This is a genomic window from Methylobacterium sp. E-065, from assembly GCF_022829605.1.
GTDB lineage: Bacteria > Pseudomonadota > Alphaproteobacteria > Rhizobiales > Beijerinckiaceae > Methylobacterium.
In genome coordinates, this window is the sequence record NZ_JAKSYD010000161.1 from 1 (window position 1) to 18,782 (window position 18,782).

The following is an 18,782-nucleotide window of genomic DNA, read 5'->3' on the forward strand; positions in this document are numbered from 1 at the left end:
TGTGGGGATCGAGACGATCGGGGCGGCCTTGTCGGAGCCGCGGGACGCGATCGAGGACATCATCGAGCCGTACCTGATCCAGCGCGGCTTCGTGCAGCGCACCCCCCGCGGGCGGGTGCTCACCCGGCACGCCTATAAGCACATGGGGCTGGCCGTGCCGGAGCGGGACGCGGCGGCCGCGTGAGGCGGCGCGCCCTTTTCCCGGACGCCTGGAACGCAAGTGGAAGGTGATCCGGGATCCAGTGCACAAGGCGCCGCGCAGCGGCACAGTGTGGTGCCGATAGACGCTTCGCGACGTCTTGTGCTGGATCCCGGGCGCATTCCGCTGGCGCTGCATGCGCCCGGGAAAAGGGGCGCGCTCAGCGCCGCCGCCGCAGTGCGCTCGATCCAGCTCGCCTGCGCAGCAGTAAGTCGGGGATGAAATCGCGATCGGTCAGCGCGGCTGCTACCACCGCGAGCAGGCCGAGATGCAGGGCCGCCGCCGCGAGCGCGGGGCTCAGCACTGCGCCGAGGGCGATGGAGGCCCCCGCCATGGCGGGCGGTCCGACGACGTAGATCGCAGTGCGCCATGGGCCGGCGGGCCGGGCGAGGCGCCAGAAGCAGGCCGCGACCGCAGCGAGCGCCAGCCCGCCCTTGATCAGCGCCATGAAGCGGATCACCCGGACGAGGTCGGGATCGAGGCGCGTCACAGGCGCCCGGGCCGCTGCCGCCCCCGCAATCGCGAGCACCGCGACCGTCAGCAGGACGAGCGCGGTGCGCCCCGGCCGCGGCAGGCTTGCCCCCCGGCCGGTGACGGCAGCGGCGTCGAGCGGGATATCAGCGCGCACAGGTCCCTCCCGGGGTGGTGCCTCAACCAATGGTCGCCCGCGGCGCGGGAACCGGATCGCGCAGGCCTGTCGTCGGCGTGTCGCGCGCCGAGTGTGCGGCACGCGCTGCGGCCGGTCAAAGGCCCGATCGGACGACCCGTCGCCGCGGCCGGTCCCGGAGGCGCATCAGCCCTTCCGGATGTTCCAGAGGATCGGGAAGCCTACGACGCGGCCCGTGAGGTTGCGCCGGTAGGAGGTCATCGACCGGTAGGAGCCGACCGGCACGTAGACCACCTCGTCGAGCGCCACCCGCTGCATGTCGGCGCAGATCGCCCTGCGCGCCGCCTCGTCGGGGGCGGCGAACCACGCGGTGCGCAATGTTTCCAGCTTCGGGATCGTCGGCCAGCCGAACCACGCGTTGGCACCGTTCGCCCGGAGCGGCTGGAGCGCGGCCGGGTCGGCGTTGTCGAAGGACGAGAACGTCGTCAGCAGCACCGACCAGCCGCCCTTGTCGACCGGCTCGCGCGAGACCCGGCGCTGGATCACGGTGCCCCAGTCGCTGAGCGCCGCCTCCACGTTGAAGCCGATCCGGGGCAGGAGATCGGCCGCCACCTGGGTGATCGCCGAGGGCGCCAGGATGTCGGTCGGGCCGATCAGCCGGACCTTCGCGCCGTTGTAGCCTGCCGCCTTCAGGAGGGACTTCGCCTTGTCCAGGCTGCGCGGCCCCGTGAGCGCCTCCAGGCCCACCTCCGTCGCCATCGGCGTGCCCGGGGTGAAAATCCCGCAGCGGTCGTTGTAGTTGGCCGGATCGTCACCCGCGACCGCCGCCATGAAGTCGCTCTGGAGGATGGCCGGCAGCACCGCCCGGCGCACCGCGACGTCGTCGAAGGGCGGGTGCAAGTGGTTCATCCGCAGGATAGCGGGGTTGGTCAGCCGGTCGATCCCCTCCACGACGATGTCGCGGTTGCGGGCGAGGAGTTGCTGCAACTCCGGCGGCGGCTGCTCGTACCAGTCGATCTCGCCGTTCTGGAGAGCCGCGGCCGCCGTGGCGCCGTCGGCGATGATCTGCCACTCGATCCGGTCGAAATGCGCGACCTTGCCGCCGGCCGTCAGGCTCGGCGCACCGGGGCCCGGCACGTAGCCGGCGTGCCGCTCATAGACCATCAGGCTGCCGGAATTGAATTCGTCGGCCTTCCAGCGGAACGGGCCCGAGCCGGTGGCGTCGGTGATCTGCTTGAACGGATCGGTGCGGGCGATCCGCTCGGGCATGATGAAGGCGGGCTGGCTGACGCTCGCCAGCGCGTTCGGAAGCAGCGGGAACGGTTCCTTGAGCCGGAACACGATCGTCGTGTCGTTGTCGTCGCTGAGTTCGTCGGTCGCCGCCATCAGCACCTGGCCGAAGCCGTTCCGCGCCGCCCAGCGCCGGATGCTGGCGACGCAGTCCCGCGCCAGGACCGGCGTGCCATCGTGAAAGCGCAGGCCCTCACGCAGCGTGATGGTGACCCGGCGCCCATCCGCCTCGACACGATGGCCGGCGGCCATCTGCGGCTGGGGCTGCAGGCCGGAATCGAGGCCGAACAGCGTGTCGTAGATGACGTAGGCGTGGTTGCGCGTGACGATCGCCGTCGTCCAGATCGGGTCGATCGAGGTCAGGTTCGCCTGGGGCACCATGCGCAGGACCCGGCTGCCCTGAGCCCGGCCCACCACCGGTGCCGCCAAGGTCGCGGCCCCCGCGGCGAGGAATGTGCGGCGCTTCATCCGTGCTCCTGATCCCGAGAGGTGCGATCGTAGCAACCCCCGGACCAGAGGGCGAACGTCCGGCGTTGGGTGCAATTTCCGCACGTTAACCCCAGCCCGTCGATTCCGTGCTGACCGCCCGCCCGGACCCATCGCGACGCGGGCTTTTCGCAGAACGTCCCGGCCGTGCGATGATGGGCCCGGAGGATCCGACATGCACGACGACGGCGACGCCCATCACGCCCACGACCACGCGCATGAGCCCGACACCGCCGAGCGCTGGAAGCACGACGGGGTGCGGGTGATCCCGGGCGACCGGCTCGACGCCAACACCGCGCAGACCCCCGGCATGTTCCGGCAGGCGGCGATCAACGCCGCCCGGGTCGGCGCCCAGAAGATCTGGGCCGGCACGGTGGCGATCCAGCCCGACGCCAAGACCGGCGTGCATCATCACGGCGAGCTCGAGAGCGTGATCTACGTGGTCTCGGGCCGGGCGCGGATGCGCTGGGGCGAGCGGCTGGAATACGTCGCGGAAGCCGGCCCGGGCGACTTCATCTTCGTGCCGCCCTTCGTGCCCCACCAGGAAATCAATGCCTCGACCGACGAGCCCCTGCACTGCGTGCTGGTGCGCTCCGACAACGAGGCGGTGGTGGTCAACCTGCCCGATGTCGCGGCCGCCGAGGCGCCCGAGACGGTCTACTGGGTCGACCCGATCCACAAGCATCCCTGACGCATCGGTCAGGCCGCGGGCGCGTCTTCCAGCGCGGCATACACCATGGCGCGGGTCAGGGTGCGGTAGTGCTGGCGCTGCGCGGCCGAGGAGGTCTGCAGCATCAGGAGGGCGAAGAAGCCCGCGGCCGGATCGACCCAGAAATAGGTGCCCCCGACGCCGCTCCAGAACCAGTCGCCGACGCTGCCCGGCACCGGCGCCTCGCCCGCTGCGAGCCGGACCGCCACCCCCAGCCCGAAGCCGTAGCCCGGCCCCGGCGGGTAATAGGCAGCCTTGGCGATCGCGGTCCCGAGATGGTCCGCCGTCATGAGCCGCACGCTCGCCGGGGCCAGGATCCGCACGCCGTCGAGGCCGCCGCCGGCCAGCAGCATGCGCAGGAAGCGGGCGTAATCCGCCGTGCTCGACACGAGGCCGCCATTGCCCCGCTGGCTGCGCCGGGGCTCGGTCGGATCGTGGAAGACCGGCCGCTGCCCGGGCGCCTGCGGCAGCGGCTGGGCGACGCGCCCGGCCAGCGCCGTTGGGATCCGGAACCGGGTGTCGGCGAGCCCGAGCGGCCCCAGGAGGGTCGCATCGAGGACGCCCTGCAGATCCGCGCCGCCGGCCACCTCCAGAACGCGGCCGAGGATGTCGGTGGCGTGCGAGTAGTGCCAGACCGTGCCGGGCTCGTGCTCCAGCGGCAGGCGGGCGATCCGCTCGGCGAAGGCCGCGTTGTCGAGATCCTCGGCGAGCAGGCCGTCGGCCTCGTAGGCCCGCCGCGTCGGTCCATCGCCGAGATAGCCGTACGCGATCCCGGCAGTGTGGCGCAGCAGATCCTGAACGGTCGGCGCGCTCCTGGCCGGCCTGACGCCGCCCTCCGGGTCCTGCACGGCGAGGCGTCCGAAAGCGGGGATGAAATCCGCGACCGGCTGATCGAGGCGTAGGGCGCCGCGCTCGGCCAGGACCATGGCGGCGACCGAGACGACGACCTTGGTCATCGAGTAGATGCGCCAGAGCGCGTCGGGCTTCAGGTCGTCACCCGCGACGCGGTCGCGGAAGCCAACGATGCGACGCCAGATGTCCCCGCCCGTCCCGCCGACGAGCAGGTCGGCCCCCGCGATCGCGCCGCTCGCGACATCGTCAGCCAAGCGGTCGCCGAGGCGATCGAGGCGGGGGAGGGAGAAGGCCGGCGCGTTCCGCATGGCGCCGATGTAGCGCGGGGCCGCCGCGACGGCATCGCCGGAACGGACCATCCGCTATCCGGCGTCGAAGGCGGGATCGCCGTAGGGATAGAAGGCGCTCGGCTTGAGGTGCTGGTAGGGGAGGGCGTCCAGGTGGACCGTCCCGACGAACGGCTCGGGCGGCTCGACCAGCAGGATCGTCCGCGCATAGCCGCCATCGTCGAAACCCCGGCGGAAATGGACCCGGGACTTGATCGCCACCACGTCGAAATCCTCCGGCTTCAGGCGAAGATCCCAGAGTTCCGACGGCTCCATGATCTGAACGAGGTAGGGGCTGAGGACCAGCACGTTGCCCCGGCCGAAGGCGACGCAGAGCCAGGTGCCGGCGCCCCGGCCGGTCGTGCCCGCGACGACCGCGCACACCGTGCCGGTGACGCGGACCGGGACGCCTGCGGAGGGTTCCGCCTCGCCGGCTACGGGGCCGCCGACCTCCGCGTCGAACGGATCGCCGACCTTCACGTCCTCGGCCAGCAGCCGGTCCAGGAGTGTGGGCGAGGCGACCGTTGCGATCAGCGTGCGCTCCAGCCCCTGGGCCAGCACCTCGGCAAGGAGCCACGTCGCCCGGCCCGAGCGGTCGCTGTAATCGGCGAGCACGACCGGCGCGTCGCCCGCCCGCGCAGCCTCGGATGCCCTGGCGATGCCGACCCGCATCGGGTGGATCGCGACGCTCGACACCAGGGCCGCGCGGTGCCGCCACGTCCAGGCCGCCATGTCGCGGGCGATCCGGTCAGCGAGGGCGGGATCGCCGTTCGTCAGGACTTGGACCGCCATGCCGGCATCCGGCACGTCCGACCAGGGGAAGCCGAAATACACGTTGACGAAGACGTCGGGCTCCCGCGCCTCCCAGACCAAGGCGCGTTGGATCAGGTCGGACCACGGCGAGGCGCCGGTCCACATCACCACGGTCGGCGCGAGGATCGGGATCGGGATCGTCCGGTGCGCCGGCCGGAAGCTGCCGCGGATCGTCCGCACCAGCATCCGCGCCGCGCGCTGCCCCTGAAGATGCATGTCGTAGTGCGGGAAGTACTTCACCGCGAACGCCATGTCGGCGTGGCGCAGGAACTCCGCATCCTCGTTGCCGTGCGGGTCGAAGGTCGCCGCGATGGGCACGCCCGGCCCCACGATGGCCCGCACCCGCCGGGCGATCTCGGCCTCGGGGCGCTGCACGCCGCGCACCGCCAGCGCGCCGTGCAGCGCGAGGTAGACCCCGTCGAACGGCGCGCCCGCCTCCAGTTCCGCCAGCATCGCGTCGAGGAAATGCGCGAACGCGTCCTGCGTCACCCAGCCCGAGCCGATGCCGGTGCGCGGCCAGAGCGGCGAGGTGAGGCCGACGAGGTCGACCCCCTCGAATTCCCGGGCGACCTGGACGAAACCGCCCATGTAGCCCTTGGGGTCGGTGGCGAGCAGCGCCTCCCCGCCCGCCGGGGAGCCCGGATAGATGAAGTCGTCGCGGGTCGTGTCGTTCGGCAGGAACGTCACGGTCTCGTGGGTGAACTGGAGCACGGCGATGCGCATCGGCTGCGGTCTCCTCGGGGTGCGCTCCGTCGATGCGGAGGCCGGTTCGGCGCGGGGGAGGGGGCTAGGCCGCTAGGCCGGCCGGACGTCGTAGAATTGCGGGAAGCCGGTGCGCAGGCCGGTCAGTCCGCGGGAGGCCGTCGCCTCGTAATAGGCGCCGAGCGGCAGGTACGGCACGTCGATGAAGAACTGCCGCTGGATCTCGGCGCAGATCGCCTTCTGTGCCGCGGGATCGGGTGCGGCGAACCATTGCGCGCGCAGCTCCTCCAGCCGTGGCGCCCGGGGCCAGCCGAACCAGGCCTGATCGCCATTGCCGCGGATGCCGAGCTGGCCGGCGGGATCGAAGTTGTTGGTGCCGTTCAGGTAGGTGACGAAGGTGCTCCAGCCGCCCTTGTCGGGGGGCTGGCGGCTCGCCCGGCGCTGCACCAGGGTCCCCCAATCCATCGCGACGAGGTCGACGTTCAGCCCGCACTTCTGGAACGCCTCGGCGGCCACCAGGGCCAGCGGGTGGGTGGCGGGATAATCGCTCGGATCGAGCATGACCACGCGCTCGCCCCGGTAGCCGGCCTCCGTGAGGGCGCGTTTCACCGCGCCGAAGTCGCGCGGGCCCACCAGAACCTCGGTGCCCGCCCGGGTCGCCATCGGCGCATCGGGGCAGAAGACGCCGACATGATCCTTCCACAAAGCGCGCTCGTCGCCCGCGACCGCGCTCATGAACTCGGTCTGGTCGATGGCACCGAGCAGCGCCCGGCGGATCGCGGGGTTATCGAAGGGCGGATGCAGGTGGTTGAAGCGCAGGCAGCCGATGCCACCGACCGGATCGAGCACCTCCAGCCGGACCCCCGGCTTGGACCGGTGCAGCCCCTGTAGGTCCGGCGTCGGGTTCTGCCACCAGTCGACTTCGCCGGCCGCCAGCGCGCTCGCCGCCGTGGAAGCATCGGGCACGATCCGCCACTCGACGCGGTCGAAATGCGCGCGCTTCGGCCCGGCAGTGAAGCTCGCCGTGCCGTCCGGGCGCGGTACGTAGCCGTCGAAGCGCTCGTAGACGGTAAGCGCCCCCGGCACCCGCTCGTCCGCCTTGAAGCGGAACGGCCCGGAGCCGACCATCTCGGTGACCTGGACGTTGGGGTCGGTCTTCGCCAGACGCTCCGGCATGATGCAGGGCATCGACGTGCCGGTCTTGCCGAGCGCCGCGGGCAGCAGCGGGAAGGGCCGCTTGAGGCGGAACACGATTTCGCGGTCGGAGGCGGCGGTGAGTTCGTCGGTGGCCTCCATCAGCGCCCGGGCGAAGGCGTCGCGGGCGGCGAACCGGCGGATGCTCGCCACTGCGTCGCGGGCCAGCACCGGCTCGCCGTCGTGGAAACGCAGGCCCTCGCGCAGGGCGAGCCGCCAGAGGCGGCCCTCCGCCTCGACCGTGTGGCCCGCCACCATCTGCGGCTGGAAATCGTAGCGCGCGGTCTGCCCGTAGAGGGTGTCGAAGACGAGGTAGCCGTGGTTGCGCGTCACGGTCGCGGTCGTCCAGATCGGATCGATGACCGCGACGTCGCTTTCCGGGATGAAGCGCAGGACCTTGGCGGGCTGCGCCAATGCCGGCCGGGCCAGGCAAGCAGGGGCCACGGACGCGGCGGCCAGCCCCCCGAGGACGTCGCGGCGCCTCATGGCCTCTCAACCGTGCTTGTTACCATCAGAAGTCGTGCGCCCTTCGCCTCGTAACGCGCTGCAGAGTGGCGCCGGCGGGGCGACGAGGCAAATCCGGGGCCGTCCTCACTGGCTCGCCACGTCGGCGGCGTCGCCCGTGCCGCCGACCTGTCCGTCGCTGCCGAGGGAATAAACCTCGTAGGGCCCCTGGCTGCTCGGCGACCGATACAGGTAGGCCCGGCCCCAGGGATCGGTCAGGCCGCGGGCGTCGCGGACATAGGGGCCCGGCCAGGCCGGCCCGGTCGGCTGGACCAGCGTCGCCAGCCCCTGGTCCGAGGTCGGATAGACGCCGAGGTCGAGGTAATAGAGTTCCACCGACTGGGCGATGTTCTTCACCTGGATCCGGGCCGTCTCGCCCTTGGCGCGGCCGAGATAGCCGAGCACCTGCGGCGTCACGAGGCTGGCGATCATGCCGATGATCGCCAAAACAACCGGAATTTCAACGATGGAGAAGCCATCCTACCCTGTATTCAATCTACACGTTTGGCTTCCGGCGTGCGTTTGTCCCATCGACCCAATCCGATCCGAGTCGTGTTGCTCCCGGGCCGGGCCGGGCTGCCGGCCGGTCCCGTGACGGTGGGTTCGAGCGGGGAGCAGACACTGCCCGTCGATCTGCTGAGCCACGGGCATCGCGCCCTGCCGTCACTGTTGGGCGACGGGCGGACCGGCGATCGCGTTCTGATCGGCGGGGCCGTGCTGCTGCTCGCGGCGTTCTGGGGCTGGCGCGGGCATCAGGAGACGGAGTTGGCCGCCCTCGACACGGCCTTCGCGGCCGCGCGGCGGGAGGCCGGACCGCCCCCGCCGCAACCCATCCAGGCCGGCCTGGCGGCGATCGAGGCCGGCCGGGCGCTACCACCGGTGCCGGTCTGGGACGCCCTCGCGGCGGCGCCTCCGCGGTGGCGCTCCACCTCGACCACGACGGCGTGGGCGTCACCCTCTCGGCTGCCGACGAGGCCGCGGCGCTCGCCGCCCTTGGAGCGCTCTCCGCCGAAGTGGATACCGGTTCGGCGCAAGAGAGCGAGTCACAACAAGGACTTAGAGCCGCGTCCGATCGCAGCGCGGGCGGGCACGGCTCTACCGGGATCGCGGGCCTTGGCCCACCCGCGCTCCGCAGCGCCGAGGACGAACCGGGGGGGGGGCGGCGCCGGCTCGTCGTCCAGCTGCCGCGGGCCGTTGCGGGGGGCGGCCGATGATTCGGATCCGGGACCTCGCCACCCGGCCGTTCCTCGTGCGGTTCGCCGCCCTCGGCCTCGTCGTGGCCGCGGCGGCAGCGCCGCTCTCGGCCCTCCGCGACGCGTCGCACGCGATCGAGGCCGCCCGCGACCGCCTCCACCGGGCGCTGGCGCTGGCCCAGCGTCAGCGGGCGCGGCCGCCCCTCGTGGCGGCGGATGGCGATACGCTGCTGGCCGCTTTCCGCGGCCGCCTCGACGCCCTGGCGGCCGAGCGGGCCATCGTCATCGACGGGGCCGTCCTCGAGCCCGACCCGGCCCGGCCCGACCTGCCGCGCCTGCGCGGCCTGCTGCGCGGCACATCCGCGGGCCTGCACGGGCTGTTGCGCGCCCTCGATACCGAGGCGCCCCGCGTCGTCGTGGAGGATGCCGACCTGTCGGTCGTGCGCCCGGTCGATGCCGAGATCGGCCACCCGACGATCCTGCACCTCGCCGTGACGGCCCGCGGGGTGATCGCACCTCTGCGCGCGGGGACGAGACCGTGAGGGCGTCCCTCGAGCTCGCGGGCCTCGCGGCTCTGGGTGTGCAGCTCTGGCCGGTCGCGATCGACCTGCCCCCGGCTCGGGAGCCGCCGGCTGAGGCGGTCCCCGCCGAGGGCTCAGCGCTCCGCCGGCCGCTGTTCGATCCGAGCCGGCGCGCCTGGACGGCCGAGGGCAGCCGCGACCTGATCCAGCGGCCGGACCCCGTGCCACCGGTCCTCGTGCTGCGCGGGATCCGCCGCGATGGGGTGGCGGTGCGGGCCTTCATCGACGACGGCAGCGGCGACCCGACTTGGCTCGCCCCCGGCGACGGCCGCGGCGACTGGCGCATCACCGCCATCGGGACCGACCGAGTCAGCGTGATCCAGCGGGGGCGCCGTTTCGAGGCGGCGTTCCTCGGCGAACCCGCGACGCTGCGCCCTGCGCCGTTCACGGACCGGCCGCTGGATCTGCGTCCGTAGGGCGCGCCGCGCCAGCGCGTGAGGGGGCCGTGACGGGCGTGGCCCGGATCCGGGCCAGATGCCGACCCGCGTCAGGGTTGGGGCTCCCGTGCACGCCGGTCGCGCGCACGGGCTTCTGGCGGCCCTCAGCGAATGCCGCCGCTGGCGGTGATCACCTCGCCGGTCAACCAGCGCGCATCCTCCGATGCCAGGAACGCCACCACGTCGGCGATATCGTCGGGTCGTCCGGCGCGGCCGAGCGGCGTCTGTGCGACGAAGCCGGCTTCCATGTCGGAGCCGACGACACCGGCCGTATGCGTACCCTCGGTCACCACGAAGCCCGGGCTCACCACGTTCACGCGGATCTTGCGGGGCGCCAACTCGTTGGCGAGCACGCCCGAGAGGGCGTTCAACGCCCCCTTGGTGCCCGCATAGACCGCGGTCGTCGGCGTATGCACGTGCGTGATCGCCGACGAGATGTTGACGATGCTCCCGCCCTCGCCGAGGTGCTTCACCGCCGCCTGCGTCGTCAGCAGGACGCCGAGGACGTTGATGTCGAACAGGCGCCGGTAGTGGTCCTCCGTCACCGCCTCGATGGCCGCAAATTCGTAGACGCCGGAATTGTTGACCAGCACGTCGAGCCGGCCGAACTGCTCGACCGTCGCCTCGATCAGTCCCTGCGCCTCGGACGCCTTGGAGACGTCGCCCTGCACCGCGACGGCACGGCCGCCGGCCTCGGCGATCGCCGCTACGACGGCGTCGGCGCCCGCCTTGCTGGATGCGTAATTCACTACCACGGCCGCACCCTCGGCCGCCAACGCCTTGGCGATGCCGGCTCCGATGCCCTTTGATGCCCCAGTCACGACCGCGACCTTGCCTTTCAGCTTCGACATGTGTGCTACGCTCCGTCTGGGTCGGCCCCGGATCGGGGTCCCTTGATCCCATAGTTCGGAACTTCGGAACTTATGGAGCTTCGTTCAAGACCCCATATGGATGTTTGATGAGACCCCTGTTTCACCCTGCCATCGAGGACGTGCGCCCGGAGGCGATCCTGCATGCGCTGGCCGACCCGGGCCGGGCGGCGATGTTCGCGAAGATCATGCAGGCGGGCTGCGTCGAGGCCTGCTCGGCCGTCGCGTCGCTCGGGGAGCGGGTCATCCCGAAATCGTCATTGTCCAACCATATCAAGGTGCTGCGCGAGGCCGGCCTGATCCGCAGCGAACGTCATGGCACCGAGGTGCGCAATCATTCCCGCTGGGCCGAGGTCGAGGCGCGCTTTCCCGGTCTGCTGGCAGGGATCCTCAATGCCTACGCATCGGATGGCGGCTCCGGCTCATGCTCGACCGGGCCGATCGATCCGCGATAGAGGCGCCGCTGAGAACCGCTCCCCACACGTCGCGCCCCCTCGTGGCCGGTGGCAGCCTCATCCAGCCCTGTGGGATCGAGGGGCCGCGCGGAAGGCGGCTCTTCGATCCCGGGCGTCGCGGTCTCCGTTCAGTACTTCCGGATGATCGGCTCCGGCGACATCGGCACCGGATCGGCACCGAAGCGGTAGGTCTGGCCCGCGTAGACCGAGAGCGGCTGGGCCCGGGTCGTGGTCCGCGGGTCGTTGATCGACAGATTGCCGGCCACCGCGCCCGGCTCCACGAAGGTTCCGAACGTCGTGTAACGCTGGTTCGTCAGGTTGGTGATCAGCCCGAAGATCTCCAGGTTCTTGGTGACCTGATACTTCGTCAGGTTCATCACGTAGTAGGCCGGCAGCTTGCGGTTGAGGTTCGATTCGTCGCCGCGGAAGTAGGACGACGAGAAGGCCGAGACGTTGAGGCCGAAGCGCCAGTTCGGGGTGATGGTGTACTCGAAACCCGCCTTGATCTGATGATCCGGGATCAGCGGGATCTTGTCGCCCGGCCGCACGCGGATCCCGCCGTTCGGGATCAGGTCACCGTTCGTCGCGCCACCGGACGCGCCGGTGCCGGCCAGCGGGTTGTTCGGCGAGGACAGCGTCTGGTTGAACTGGAAAGTGGCGTCGATCAGCGCGTAGTTGGCGTAGATCGGCCCTGCGAGGGCAGCGCGAATGGCCGGACAGGCCGGATGATCGGCCGCCGGCGCCAGACGGTCGGTGACGCCCGGCTGCCAGACCAAGAAATCGGTTCCGGTCCGCGTGCCGCCCAGCGCGTAGACGCCCCTCCGGCCGGCCCGCACGTCACCGTGCATGACCGTCACCGACAGACGGAAATACTGGCGCGGCGAGGGAACGGGACGGCTCTCCCCGGCGAGCGCCGGGGCCGCCGCGGGCTGGAGCCGTTGCACCAGGGCCGCGCGATCGAAGGTCCCGCCCTCGTTGTAGACCGTCAGCGCCGGCTGGAGCCGCGCCGAGATCTCGGCGGTCATCGACGGCAACCGACCGATCTCGTCCACGCTGAGGAACGGAGCGTTGCGCGGACCGTACGGCAGGAAGCGGGCTCGGTATTGCGCCAGCTCGGCCCCGCCATTCGGCTCAGGGATGTCATCGGGATCCCGGTGATCCACGATCTCCGCGCCGAGGGCGAGGGCCGCCCGGTCCGGCACGCCGAAAGCGCGGAACGCCTCCTCCAGGGCGGGCCGCGGGGTCCGGTTGAGGTCGATCAGGCGGCCCTGGTCCTCGACGGACAGATAAGGCCGTCCGCTCCTCCGCGAGCGGGCAGGCCACGACGCTGCCGTCCTCCGGAAGCGACAAACCGGCGAGCCGGTAGGTTCGCCCCATCGCGAGATCGTAGGCGATCAGGCGGGCGATCCCGTCGGCCAGACCCTGGAGCTGCAGCAGGTCGGCGCGCGTCCGGGCCAGCACGGCGCTCGCGCGCGCCTGAAGGATCGCCGTGGCGAGGAGCGCGCTGACGGCGGCCAGCACCCTCACCACCGAGACCAGCACGAAGCCGTCCTCGCCCGCCTGCGCCCGCCGGCTCACGGCCGGTCGCCCGGGGCGATGGGGAGCGGGTCCCAGCGCCGCCGGTCCGCCGGCCGGAAGGCGATCTGGATCTCCACGAGGTCGGGATGGCGGTCAAGGCGCGTCCAGGCCGGCAGCCACGTGGCGGGCAGCCGCTCGGCCGGGGATCCGAGATACCGGATGGTGAGGCCGGACACCCCCGCCAGCAGGATCTCGGACCGCGCCGTCCCGTCCGTCCCGGTCTCCAGGGGCGCTTGGCCCTCGACGAGGTCGTAGAGTCCGTCGGATCGTGGCGCGCCGGCGAGCGTGACAGCGCGTTCCACCGGCCGTTCGAGGGCCCGGTCGGCGGCGAGCGCCGCCCGGAGGGTATCTGGTCCGCCCAGCAGAACCGGACGCGTGCCGTCCAGGCGGCGGCTCGCGAGGCTCCCGAGGGTCCGGCGCAGGTGGTCGCGGACCGCCAGCACCTGATCGGCACGCTCCGCGGCCGCGACCGCCGAGGCGGTGCGGCCCGCGACCCGCACGGCCTCGACCAGCAGCAGGGCGATGAGCGCAGCGAGCGCCAGGGAGACCAGCACCTCCACCAGGGCAAAGCCCGCCCGGCTCGCGTCGGGGCTCCGGTCAGGCATCGGGCTTGCCCGGGATCAGGGTGGTGTAGAGCGCCGCGCCGTCCGACCCGCCGCGGCTCAGGCGGATGCGCCACAGGGGCGGTCCCCGGCGTGCCGGGAGGACCGGGCGGCTGTCGCTGACGGTGAGTGTCCACGGTTGCCCGTTCGAGAAGCGGCCCTCGACGGTGCCGGGCGAGAGGGAGCCGGCCGCGACCCGCCGCAGGCAAACGGCCTCGGCCTCATCGGCCTCGATGCGCAGGGCCGCGACCCGGCGCAGGCCGAGCGTGGTCTCACCCACGATCTGCAAGGCGAGCAGGATACCGAGTGCGGCAACCGCGAAGGCCACCAACACCTCGACGATCGTGAAGCCGTCCTCGCCGCCGGTCTCTCGGATGGGCGTCAGTGGGCTCACCGGATCGCCTCCCGGTCGACGCGGGCGGTGAGGAGGCTGACCGACAGGATGGCGCCGCCGCCGGGGAGCCCGAGCACGATGCGGCCGCCGCTGGAGCCGCCATCCGGCAGGAACCGGATCTCGGGCGGCATGCCCGCTGCCGCTCCCGCGGTCTCGATGCGGACCGGGATCGGCGCGGTCGGGATCGGCGCGGCGCCCGCCCGGGAGCTGAGGAACCGGCCCGATGCGGGCTCGAAGGTGAGGCGCGTCGTCCGCGCGGAGCGGAGCGCCTCCGCGTGCAGGAGGCCGATCTCGGCGGCGATCACCCCGGACAGGCGTCCGGCGCGGCGCCCGGTGTTGAAGCTGCCGGCGAACTGGACCGCGAGCCCGGCAGCGAGGCCGATGATTGCAAGGGTCACGAGCATCTCGACGAGGGTGAAGCCTGCGTCTCCGGCCCCGTTCCTGATCGATCCTTCCGCCGACACCGTCGCGACGCGCCCTCTCGTCTGTGCCTCTGCGGCTCCGCGGACGCCGTCCCGTAGCCGGATTAGGGTAAAAATCGGGTTTCCGGAGGAGCGATACGGAGCAAGATGGGTCTTTTGCCGACACCCGCGCCAGCCGATGGCAACGTCCGCAGCCGGTCGCCGAGCGCGCTCAACCTGCGCTGTTCTGTGCCGCGCGCTTCAGCGGAGACGGGAAACCCGTTCCGCACAGGCACGAAAAACTGAATGCTGTTCTGGTAAACCCTTACCACCACTCGATTTTTCAACGCGAAAAATAAGTGGTGGAGCTGAGGGGATACGAACCTATTCAGCTTCTTGCTCGATAAATCAATGACTTAGATGGGTGCTGGATCAGCGCGGTGTACCGCTCCAGTGTACCACGGCTGGCTGTGAAATCGGGTGTAATCGCGAGTGCCGACCGGTCAGGCCACTACCGTCTCTGATTGGTCCGATCCAGGCTTCGGAAGACGTGAGCCCAGTCCTGCGGGAGCGTCCGGATCTCGGGGAACCGCCGGAGCGTGCCCCGCCACAGGTCATAGGCGGCCCGGTCGCTGCGTATCCGGCGAAGGGCGCGATCGCGCGGCTGCTCCAGCACCTCGATACGGCGGTGGATCGGATCGACCAGGGCCGCCGCGGGCGGCTCGTCACACTCCGGATCGTCAAAGCCAGGATACCGCTCGCGGAGGATACCGGCGGCATCGGCAAGGACGTTTCCGGCGATCCACACCAGGAACACATCACGGGTGAAGGCGTGCGCCGGGTACAGGCGGAGATAGGGGTGCGTTTCCCTCACCAGCCCCCAGTCTCGATAGGCCTCCTCCCAGAGCTGAGGTCGGGATCCGGGCCAGACGTAGCCCTCGGCATCGAAGGTCTCGACGGGTTCGGCCGGCAGCTTGGAAGCGGATCTCTGATGGCCGATATCTCGGCGGATGGCGGCGAGCTTCTGCAGCCGTGCCCGTTCGATCGCATGGCTGATCACGTTTGACGACATCAAAGGTTGCGGACCGGGCCGCTCAGACAGCGGGGTCACCAAGCTCAGATGGCTCAGCCCTTCGGGGCTGATCCGTCTCGGACGCTTCGGACGGCCGACCGCTCGCCGGACCACAACATCGGGACGGAGCAGCACGACGTTCTCGGGTAACTCGGGGTTCTTGCTGCGCGGGCTCACCGGAGACCTCCCAACTTCGCACCGGAGTGCACGCGGTTCGCAGAGTTGGTCAGTGCGGCGCCGGCCGAAACTCTTCTGAGACCCCTATGGCTCAGACGGAGCCGGATCTGGCTCTTTCTTCCTGGCTTTCCGATCAGGGATCTGCACACGTGCCCGAGTACGGCGAAGCCGCACGGAGGGCGGTTGTCTCCGAGTTTGCTTCTAGAGTTTCTTTCTCTCCCTTTAGGTGTTCGTTTTGAACACTGGCGACTGTTCAAAATGAGCACTGGCCAGTGTTCAAAATGACCACTAGTCGCGTCAAAATGAACACTGGGATTGCGGATTTCAGGCCGCATGGGTGGCCTCCGCAGGTGCAGTCTCTTCGACCCATCGGGCGGTGAACAGCTCTTCGAGCGGCGCCATATCGCGGGTTACTCGGAGGTAGTTCATGATGCCGTGCGGGAAGTCGTCCACGTCGGCAGTAGGCGATGCAGCTAACGCGAAATACAGCGTGAGCGCGGATACCGGCATGTACGCATAGGTGTTCCTCTCCGACGTTGGCACCTGAAATCGGTCGATCAGGCGCTTCTCAGCCAACTCGGCAAGCGCCCTGCGCACCGTCGAAGTACCCAAGCCCGTCCCGATGAAAAACGGCATCCCTTCATCATCGGTTGCGTGCCGATTGGGGTCATTGGGATCTCGCATGCCGTCCGTGAACACGGTCAAGGGGATGACCTCGATCGCCTTCATCCAAGCGAAAGTTCGAGCCACGATCGCCGACAAAACCATGAACTGGCTCGCGCTTATCGCGCACATGAGACCGCGTTCCATCCAACGGCGGTGGTGCATCCGCAGGTCGTTCAGCGGTTTGGAACCGTCGTCGGGTTTCACCATCGCGTTGACGGCGTGCAGGTCACGCCACGAAAGCCGCGGGAGCTCGTCTGAAGCTTTGAACGTCATAGCCGGCCTCCCTCGGGTTTTGCACCGGGGTTCAGATGTGCGAGCACGCGGCTGTCCGGAGAGACGTCCCGAGACGCATCGAAGCGTCCCGGATCGACAGGAGCCCCGCGTTCGAGCGCCGGGCGCCGAGCGCGCCGATGGCGTTCGTCAGGCTCTGGACCTCCCGCTGCGCCTCTCGAAACGAGGTGCGGAAGTTCGACTGGAGCACCGCTCCGATGGTGACTTGGACGTTGCGGTCCGTCATCGGCTCAGCTCCTAGCGTCGGCGGAGGTTGCAGTGCGCTGGTTAGGGCGTTTCGGTGTCGAGAACGCTTTTTCCAGAGGCCATCCGTGCTCCAAGCGCATGCGGAAGGTATTGAGCGGTAGCTTGGCGAGGCGCGCGACGTCGGCCAAACAGAGGCGCTGGCCGTTTATCTCGAAGTACCGGTTGGACCGCTTGTTGCGGTTCTGCTCATCCTTCGTCGCCCAGCGGCAGTTGGCCCGCGAGTATGGCCCGTCGTTGTCCTCCCGCTCGATGCTGTGCTGCGGGGACGGGCGCAGGCCCATGTCCGCCAGGAAGGCAGCGAACGAGCTGCGCCATTGATCGCAGACCGTGATGCCCCGGCCGCCGTAGCTCGGATATTTGGAATGCTTCGGGTTCGTGCATCGGCCGATGAGCTGAGCCCAGACTTGGTACTCTGGGGATATTCCCCCCCGCGGGGCGTGCCCGTGTCGGTAGCAGGTCATGACTGAGCCCTCCGGCTGGCGGAGGAACGGGCCGGCGTCTGGGCGCTCCGGCTGCCGCCGTAGTAGCGAGTGGGGACAAGGGCTTCTTGAGGGGTGCGCCCCTGTGCCAGCCGCCAGCGGAGAGTATCGACCTTCAGGTTGTGCGCGGCTGCGGCCTCGACAACCGACACGCGGCGGCCGTCAACCTCGATGTAGCGGCTGACGGTCCTGCCTCCCGAGCCACCGTGACCGGCTCGAAGGGACCACGCGCAGTTGCCGGGTTCGTAGTCGCCCTGCGGATCCTGGAGATGCAGGATGTGGGCGGGAGACGGCTTGGGGCCAACATCAGCCAGGAAGGCTTCGAAAGACCGATCCCAGGCGTCACAGACGCACGGGATATGGGTGCCGGGCGCTGGGGACTGGGACGCTTTTCGGCAGCGGTAGCGCATCTGCACCCAAGCGCAGTGCTCAGGTGTCGGTACCCCGTGTTGGGCATGGCCGTGGGTAAGTCGCGACGATCGCGTGCGCAGAGACATGGCAATTACGCCTTGATCTATGCGAGCTGCTGGGCCTGAACCCAAAATGCCGCTGTTGAAGTCGGCATACTATCGGCAGCTCCCGCAAATATCAAGTGGTTTATTTGAAAATTGTAGACTGTGGGGCCTGAATAATGAGGTACAGAGCGGTTTGATCAAGCTCACAACCGATCGTCAGAGCAGATCGAGCTGCACGGGGCGCGCCTGAGCAGACGGTTGCTCTAGGGGCCACCGATATTCCTGCGGAAGTAGAGGATGCGCCGCGCCCGAACCATCGGCCTCCATGCCGAGCTCAGGGACCTCCAAGTTTGCCCGGTGCGCGAACAGGACTGAAAGCCACGCACGATGACAAAAGCCGCCGGGGACCCCTGGTTTGCAGAAGCAGCACAGAACTGCCGTGCGCCCGCCGGCCATCCGGTCGATCCGCTCCACGATCTCGCCCACGTCAACGCATGCGAGCTGGCTGACGTACTTGATGCGGTACTCTTCGGGGTCGGGGGTCGTGTACAGCCACTGGCCTGGAGCAAATTCGGGGATCTTTGGCTGAGGCTTCATCCATCGTGGCGAGCCACGAGACACTGAAATTCGAACGTAGTCTGGCGGTAGAGGACGCGACCAGTACGAGGTCAGAATGGTCATGGAACGCTCGCTGTGATGAGCGCCATTTTAGGCTATATTCGTCCGTGCGCGAAGGCCATAAAGCCTAGGGCCATTGCACCCCGGTTCAAAATCGGTAGCAGGAGACGACGATGTTTCAGGAAGTTCTTGAAGCCGCCGCCGAGATGGATGCTGCACTAGAGGTCAACGAGGAGGAGGCCGAGCTGTTGCGTGAGACAGCCGCAAACTATGCGACCCTACCGGGGGGTCACGGGGTTTCGGTTGCGCTTTACGGGATCGTCCTCGAGGTAGGTCTTCACGCACAGGCCCTCCGGGATCAGTTACACGCTTTACGCGCGGCATGCGCACAAGCCGGTGGCGAAGGCGGTTCTGCCTCTCACCACTAGATCTAGTGCAATGACGCCGACAAAACGTACACACGGCAAGGCTATTTTACAAGCTGAATCAATATTTTAGCAGGCAAGCACGTGGTGCGTTCGTCAGCGTCTGTGCACTAGCGGGGACAGACGGTCTCGGGGCACGGCCTCGGGACGTCCGCACAGGG

At 69.6% G+C, this 18,782-nt stretch carries 22 protein-coding genes and 2 pseudogenes; 5 read left to right on the forward strand and 19 right to left on the reverse strand.

All coding sequences use genetic code 11. The features are described 5' to 3' along the window. Positions 1 to 184: Holliday junction DNA helicase RuvB C-terminal domain-containing protein (locus MKK84_RS21090; protein ID WP_279599635.1), on the forward strand; the 184-nt coding region annotated here is incomplete at its 5' end. A gap of 175 nt (positions 185 to 359) precedes the next feature. On the opposite strand, the gene MKK84_RS21095 is transcribed toward MKK84_RS21090, so the two are convergent. Both MKK84_RS21095 and MKK84_RS21100 read right to left on the reverse strand, forming a co-directional pair. Beyond that, a complete protein-coding gene (locus MKK84_RS21095; RefSeq protein WP_243923216.1) occupies positions 360 to 827 on the reverse strand; it encodes a hypothetical protein in 468 nt (155 codons plus the stop codon). Between the two features lie 165 nt (positions 828 to 992). After that, a complete protein-coding gene (locus MKK84_RS21100; RefSeq protein WP_243923218.1) occupies positions 993 to 2,564 on the reverse strand; it encodes an ABC transporter substrate-binding protein in 1,572 nt (523 codons plus the stop codon). A 193-nt stretch (positions 2,565 to 2,757) separates the two neighbouring features. Between MKK84_RS21100 and MKK84_RS21105 the strand changes: the two genes are divergently transcribed. After that, on the forward strand, positions 2,758 to 3,273 hold the full coding sequence (locus MKK84_RS21105) for a cupin domain-containing protein (protein WP_243923220.1): 516 nt from the start codon (positions 2,758 to 2,760) through the stop codon (positions 3,271 to 3,273). An 8-nt stretch (positions 3,274 to 3,281) separates the two neighbouring features. Here MKK84_RS21105 and MKK84_RS21110 read toward each other — a convergent pair whose 3' ends face one another. The 5 genes from MKK84_RS21110 to MKK84_RS21130 form a co-directional block, all read right to left on the reverse strand. Next, positions 3,282 to 4,502, reverse strand: coding sequence for a serine hydrolase domain-containing protein (locus MKK84_RS21110; RefSeq protein WP_243923222.1), 1,221 nt, complete (start codon positions 4,500 to 4,502; stop codon positions 3,282 to 3,284). A 3-nt stretch (positions 4,503 to 4,505) separates the two neighbouring features. After that, positions 4,506 to 6,005: a M81 family metallopeptidase gene (locus tag MKK84_RS21115; protein WP_243923224.1), complete on the reverse strand. Its 1,500-nt coding sequence runs from the start codon at positions 6,003 to 6,005 to the stop codon at positions 4,506 to 4,508. A 72-nt stretch (positions 6,006 to 6,077) separates the two neighbouring features. Continuing rightward, positions 6,078 to 7,664: an ABC transporter substrate-binding protein gene (locus tag MKK84_RS21120; RefSeq protein ID WP_243923226.1), complete on the reverse strand. Its 1,587-nt coding sequence runs from the start codon at positions 7,662 to 7,664 to the stop codon at positions 6,078 to 6,080. 105 nt (positions 7,665 to 7,769) lie between these two features. Further along, a complete protein-coding gene (gene gspG / locus MKK84_RS21125; RefSeq protein WP_313899360.1) occupies positions 7,770 to 8,150 on the reverse strand; it encodes a type II secretion system major pseudopilin GspG in 381 nt (126 codons plus the stop codon). 284 nt (positions 8,151 to 8,434) lie between these two features. Then, complete coding sequence (locus tag MKK84_RS21130; protein ID WP_243923230.1) at positions 8,435 to 8,716, reverse strand: hypothetical protein; 282 nt, start codon at positions 8,714 to 8,716, stop codon at positions 8,435 to 8,437. A 176-nt stretch (positions 8,717 to 8,892) separates the two neighbouring features. On the opposite strand from MKK84_RS21130, the gene MKK84_RS21135 reads away from it, so the two are divergent. Both MKK84_RS21135 and MKK84_RS21140 read left to right on the forward strand, forming a co-directional pair. After that, positions 8,893 to 9,417: a hypothetical protein gene (locus MKK84_RS21135; RefSeq protein WP_243923232.1), complete on the forward strand. Its 525-nt coding sequence runs from the start codon at positions 8,893 to 8,895 to the stop codon at positions 9,415 to 9,417. Continuing rightward, entirely contained in the window at positions 9,414 to 9,872 is a 459-nt protein-coding gene (locus tag MKK84_RS21140; protein ID WP_243923234.1) for a hypothetical protein, read from the forward strand. The genes MKK84_RS21135 and MKK84_RS21140 overlap by 4 nt, the downstream gene beginning before the upstream one ends. Positions 9,873 to 9,997: 125 nt before the next feature. Here the strand turns inward: MKK84_RS21140 and MKK84_RS21145 are convergent, their stop codons facing one another. Further along, complete coding sequence (locus tag MKK84_RS21145) at positions 9,998 to 10,744, reverse strand: glucose 1-dehydrogenase (protein WP_243923236.1); 747 nt, start codon at positions 10,742 to 10,744, stop codon at positions 9,998 to 10,000. A 107-nt stretch (positions 10,745 to 10,851) separates the two neighbouring features. Between MKK84_RS21145 and MKK84_RS21150 the strand changes: the two genes are divergently transcribed. Further along, on the forward strand, positions 10,852 to 11,217 hold the full coding sequence (locus MKK84_RS21150; RefSeq protein ID WP_243923244.1) for an ArsR/SmtB family transcription factor: 366 nt from the start codon (positions 10,852 to 10,854) through the stop codon (positions 11,215 to 11,217). 128 nt (positions 11,218 to 11,345) lie between these two features. Here the strand turns inward: MKK84_RS21150 and MKK84_RS21155 are convergent. From MKK84_RS21155 to MKK84_RS21205, 11 genes and pseudogenes are all read right to left on the reverse strand, one after another. Beyond that, positions 11,346 to 11,903, reverse strand: a pseudogene (locus tag MKK84_RS21155) (TonB-dependent receptor); the annotation flags it as partial. A 348-nt stretch (positions 11,904 to 12,251) separates the two neighbouring features. Next, positions 12,252 to 12,419 (reverse strand): annotated as a pseudogene (locus MKK84_RS21160) (type II secretion system protein GspK); the annotation flags it as partial. Next, positions 12,358 to 12,795, reverse strand: coding sequence for a hypothetical protein (locus MKK84_RS21165; protein WP_243923252.1), 438 nt, complete (start codon positions 12,793 to 12,795; stop codon positions 12,358 to 12,360). The gene MKK84_RS21165 and the pseudogene MKK84_RS21160, both read right to left, overlap by 62 nt. Then, positions 12,792 to 13,400 (reverse strand): prepilin-type N-terminal cleavage/methylation domain-containing protein, encoded by a 609-nt coding sequence (locus MKK84_RS21170; RefSeq protein WP_243923254.1) that lies wholly within the window; start codon positions 13,398 to 13,400, stop codon positions 12,792 to 12,794. Before MKK84_RS21170 ends, MKK84_RS21165 begins: the two co-directional genes overlap by 4 nt. Continuing rightward, positions 13,393 to 13,791, reverse strand: a complete 399-nt coding sequence (locus MKK84_RS21175) for a type II secretion system protein (protein ID WP_243923256.1) — start codon at positions 13,789 to 13,791, stop codon at positions 13,393 to 13,395. Before MKK84_RS21175 ends, MKK84_RS21170 begins: the two co-directional genes overlap by 8 nt. Further along, positions 13,788 to 14,255: a Tfp pilus assembly protein FimT/FimU gene (locus MKK84_RS21180; RefSeq protein WP_409566532.1), complete on the reverse strand. Its 468-nt coding sequence runs from the start codon at positions 14,253 to 14,255 to the stop codon at positions 13,788 to 13,790. The genes MKK84_RS21175 and MKK84_RS21180 overlap by 4 nt, the downstream gene beginning before the upstream one ends. Positions 14,256 to 14,703: 448 nt before the next feature. Further along, the gene (locus MKK84_RS21185) at positions 14,704 to 15,441 is read right to left on the reverse strand and encodes a hypothetical protein (RefSeq protein ID WP_243923266.1); all 738 of its coding nucleotides are present in this window, start codon (positions 15,439 to 15,441) and stop codon (positions 14,704 to 14,706) included. A 324-nt stretch (positions 15,442 to 15,765) separates the two neighbouring features. After that, positions 15,766 to 16,380, reverse strand: a complete 615-nt coding sequence (locus MKK84_RS21190) for a hypothetical protein (protein WP_243923268.1) — start codon at positions 16,378 to 16,380, stop codon at positions 15,766 to 15,768. A 31-nt stretch (positions 16,381 to 16,411) separates the two neighbouring features. Continuing rightward, positions 16,412 to 16,624: a hypothetical protein gene (locus tag MKK84_RS21195; RefSeq protein ID WP_243923269.1), complete on the reverse strand. Its 213-nt coding sequence runs from the start codon at positions 16,622 to 16,624 to the stop codon at positions 16,412 to 16,414. Between the two features lie 4 nt (positions 16,625 to 16,628). Continuing rightward, entirely contained in the window at positions 16,629 to 17,105 is a 477-nt protein-coding gene (locus MKK84_RS21200; protein ID WP_243923271.1) for a hypothetical protein, read from the reverse strand. A 689-nt stretch (positions 17,106 to 17,794) separates the two neighbouring features. After that, positions 17,795 to 18,259 carry a hypothetical protein gene (locus MKK84_RS21205; protein WP_243923273.1) on the reverse strand — a complete coding sequence of 155 codons (465 nt, stop codon included), beginning with the start codon at positions 18,257 to 18,259 and terminating at the stop codon, positions 17,795 to 17,797. Between the last annotated feature and the right edge of the window lie 523 nt (positions 18,260 to 18,782).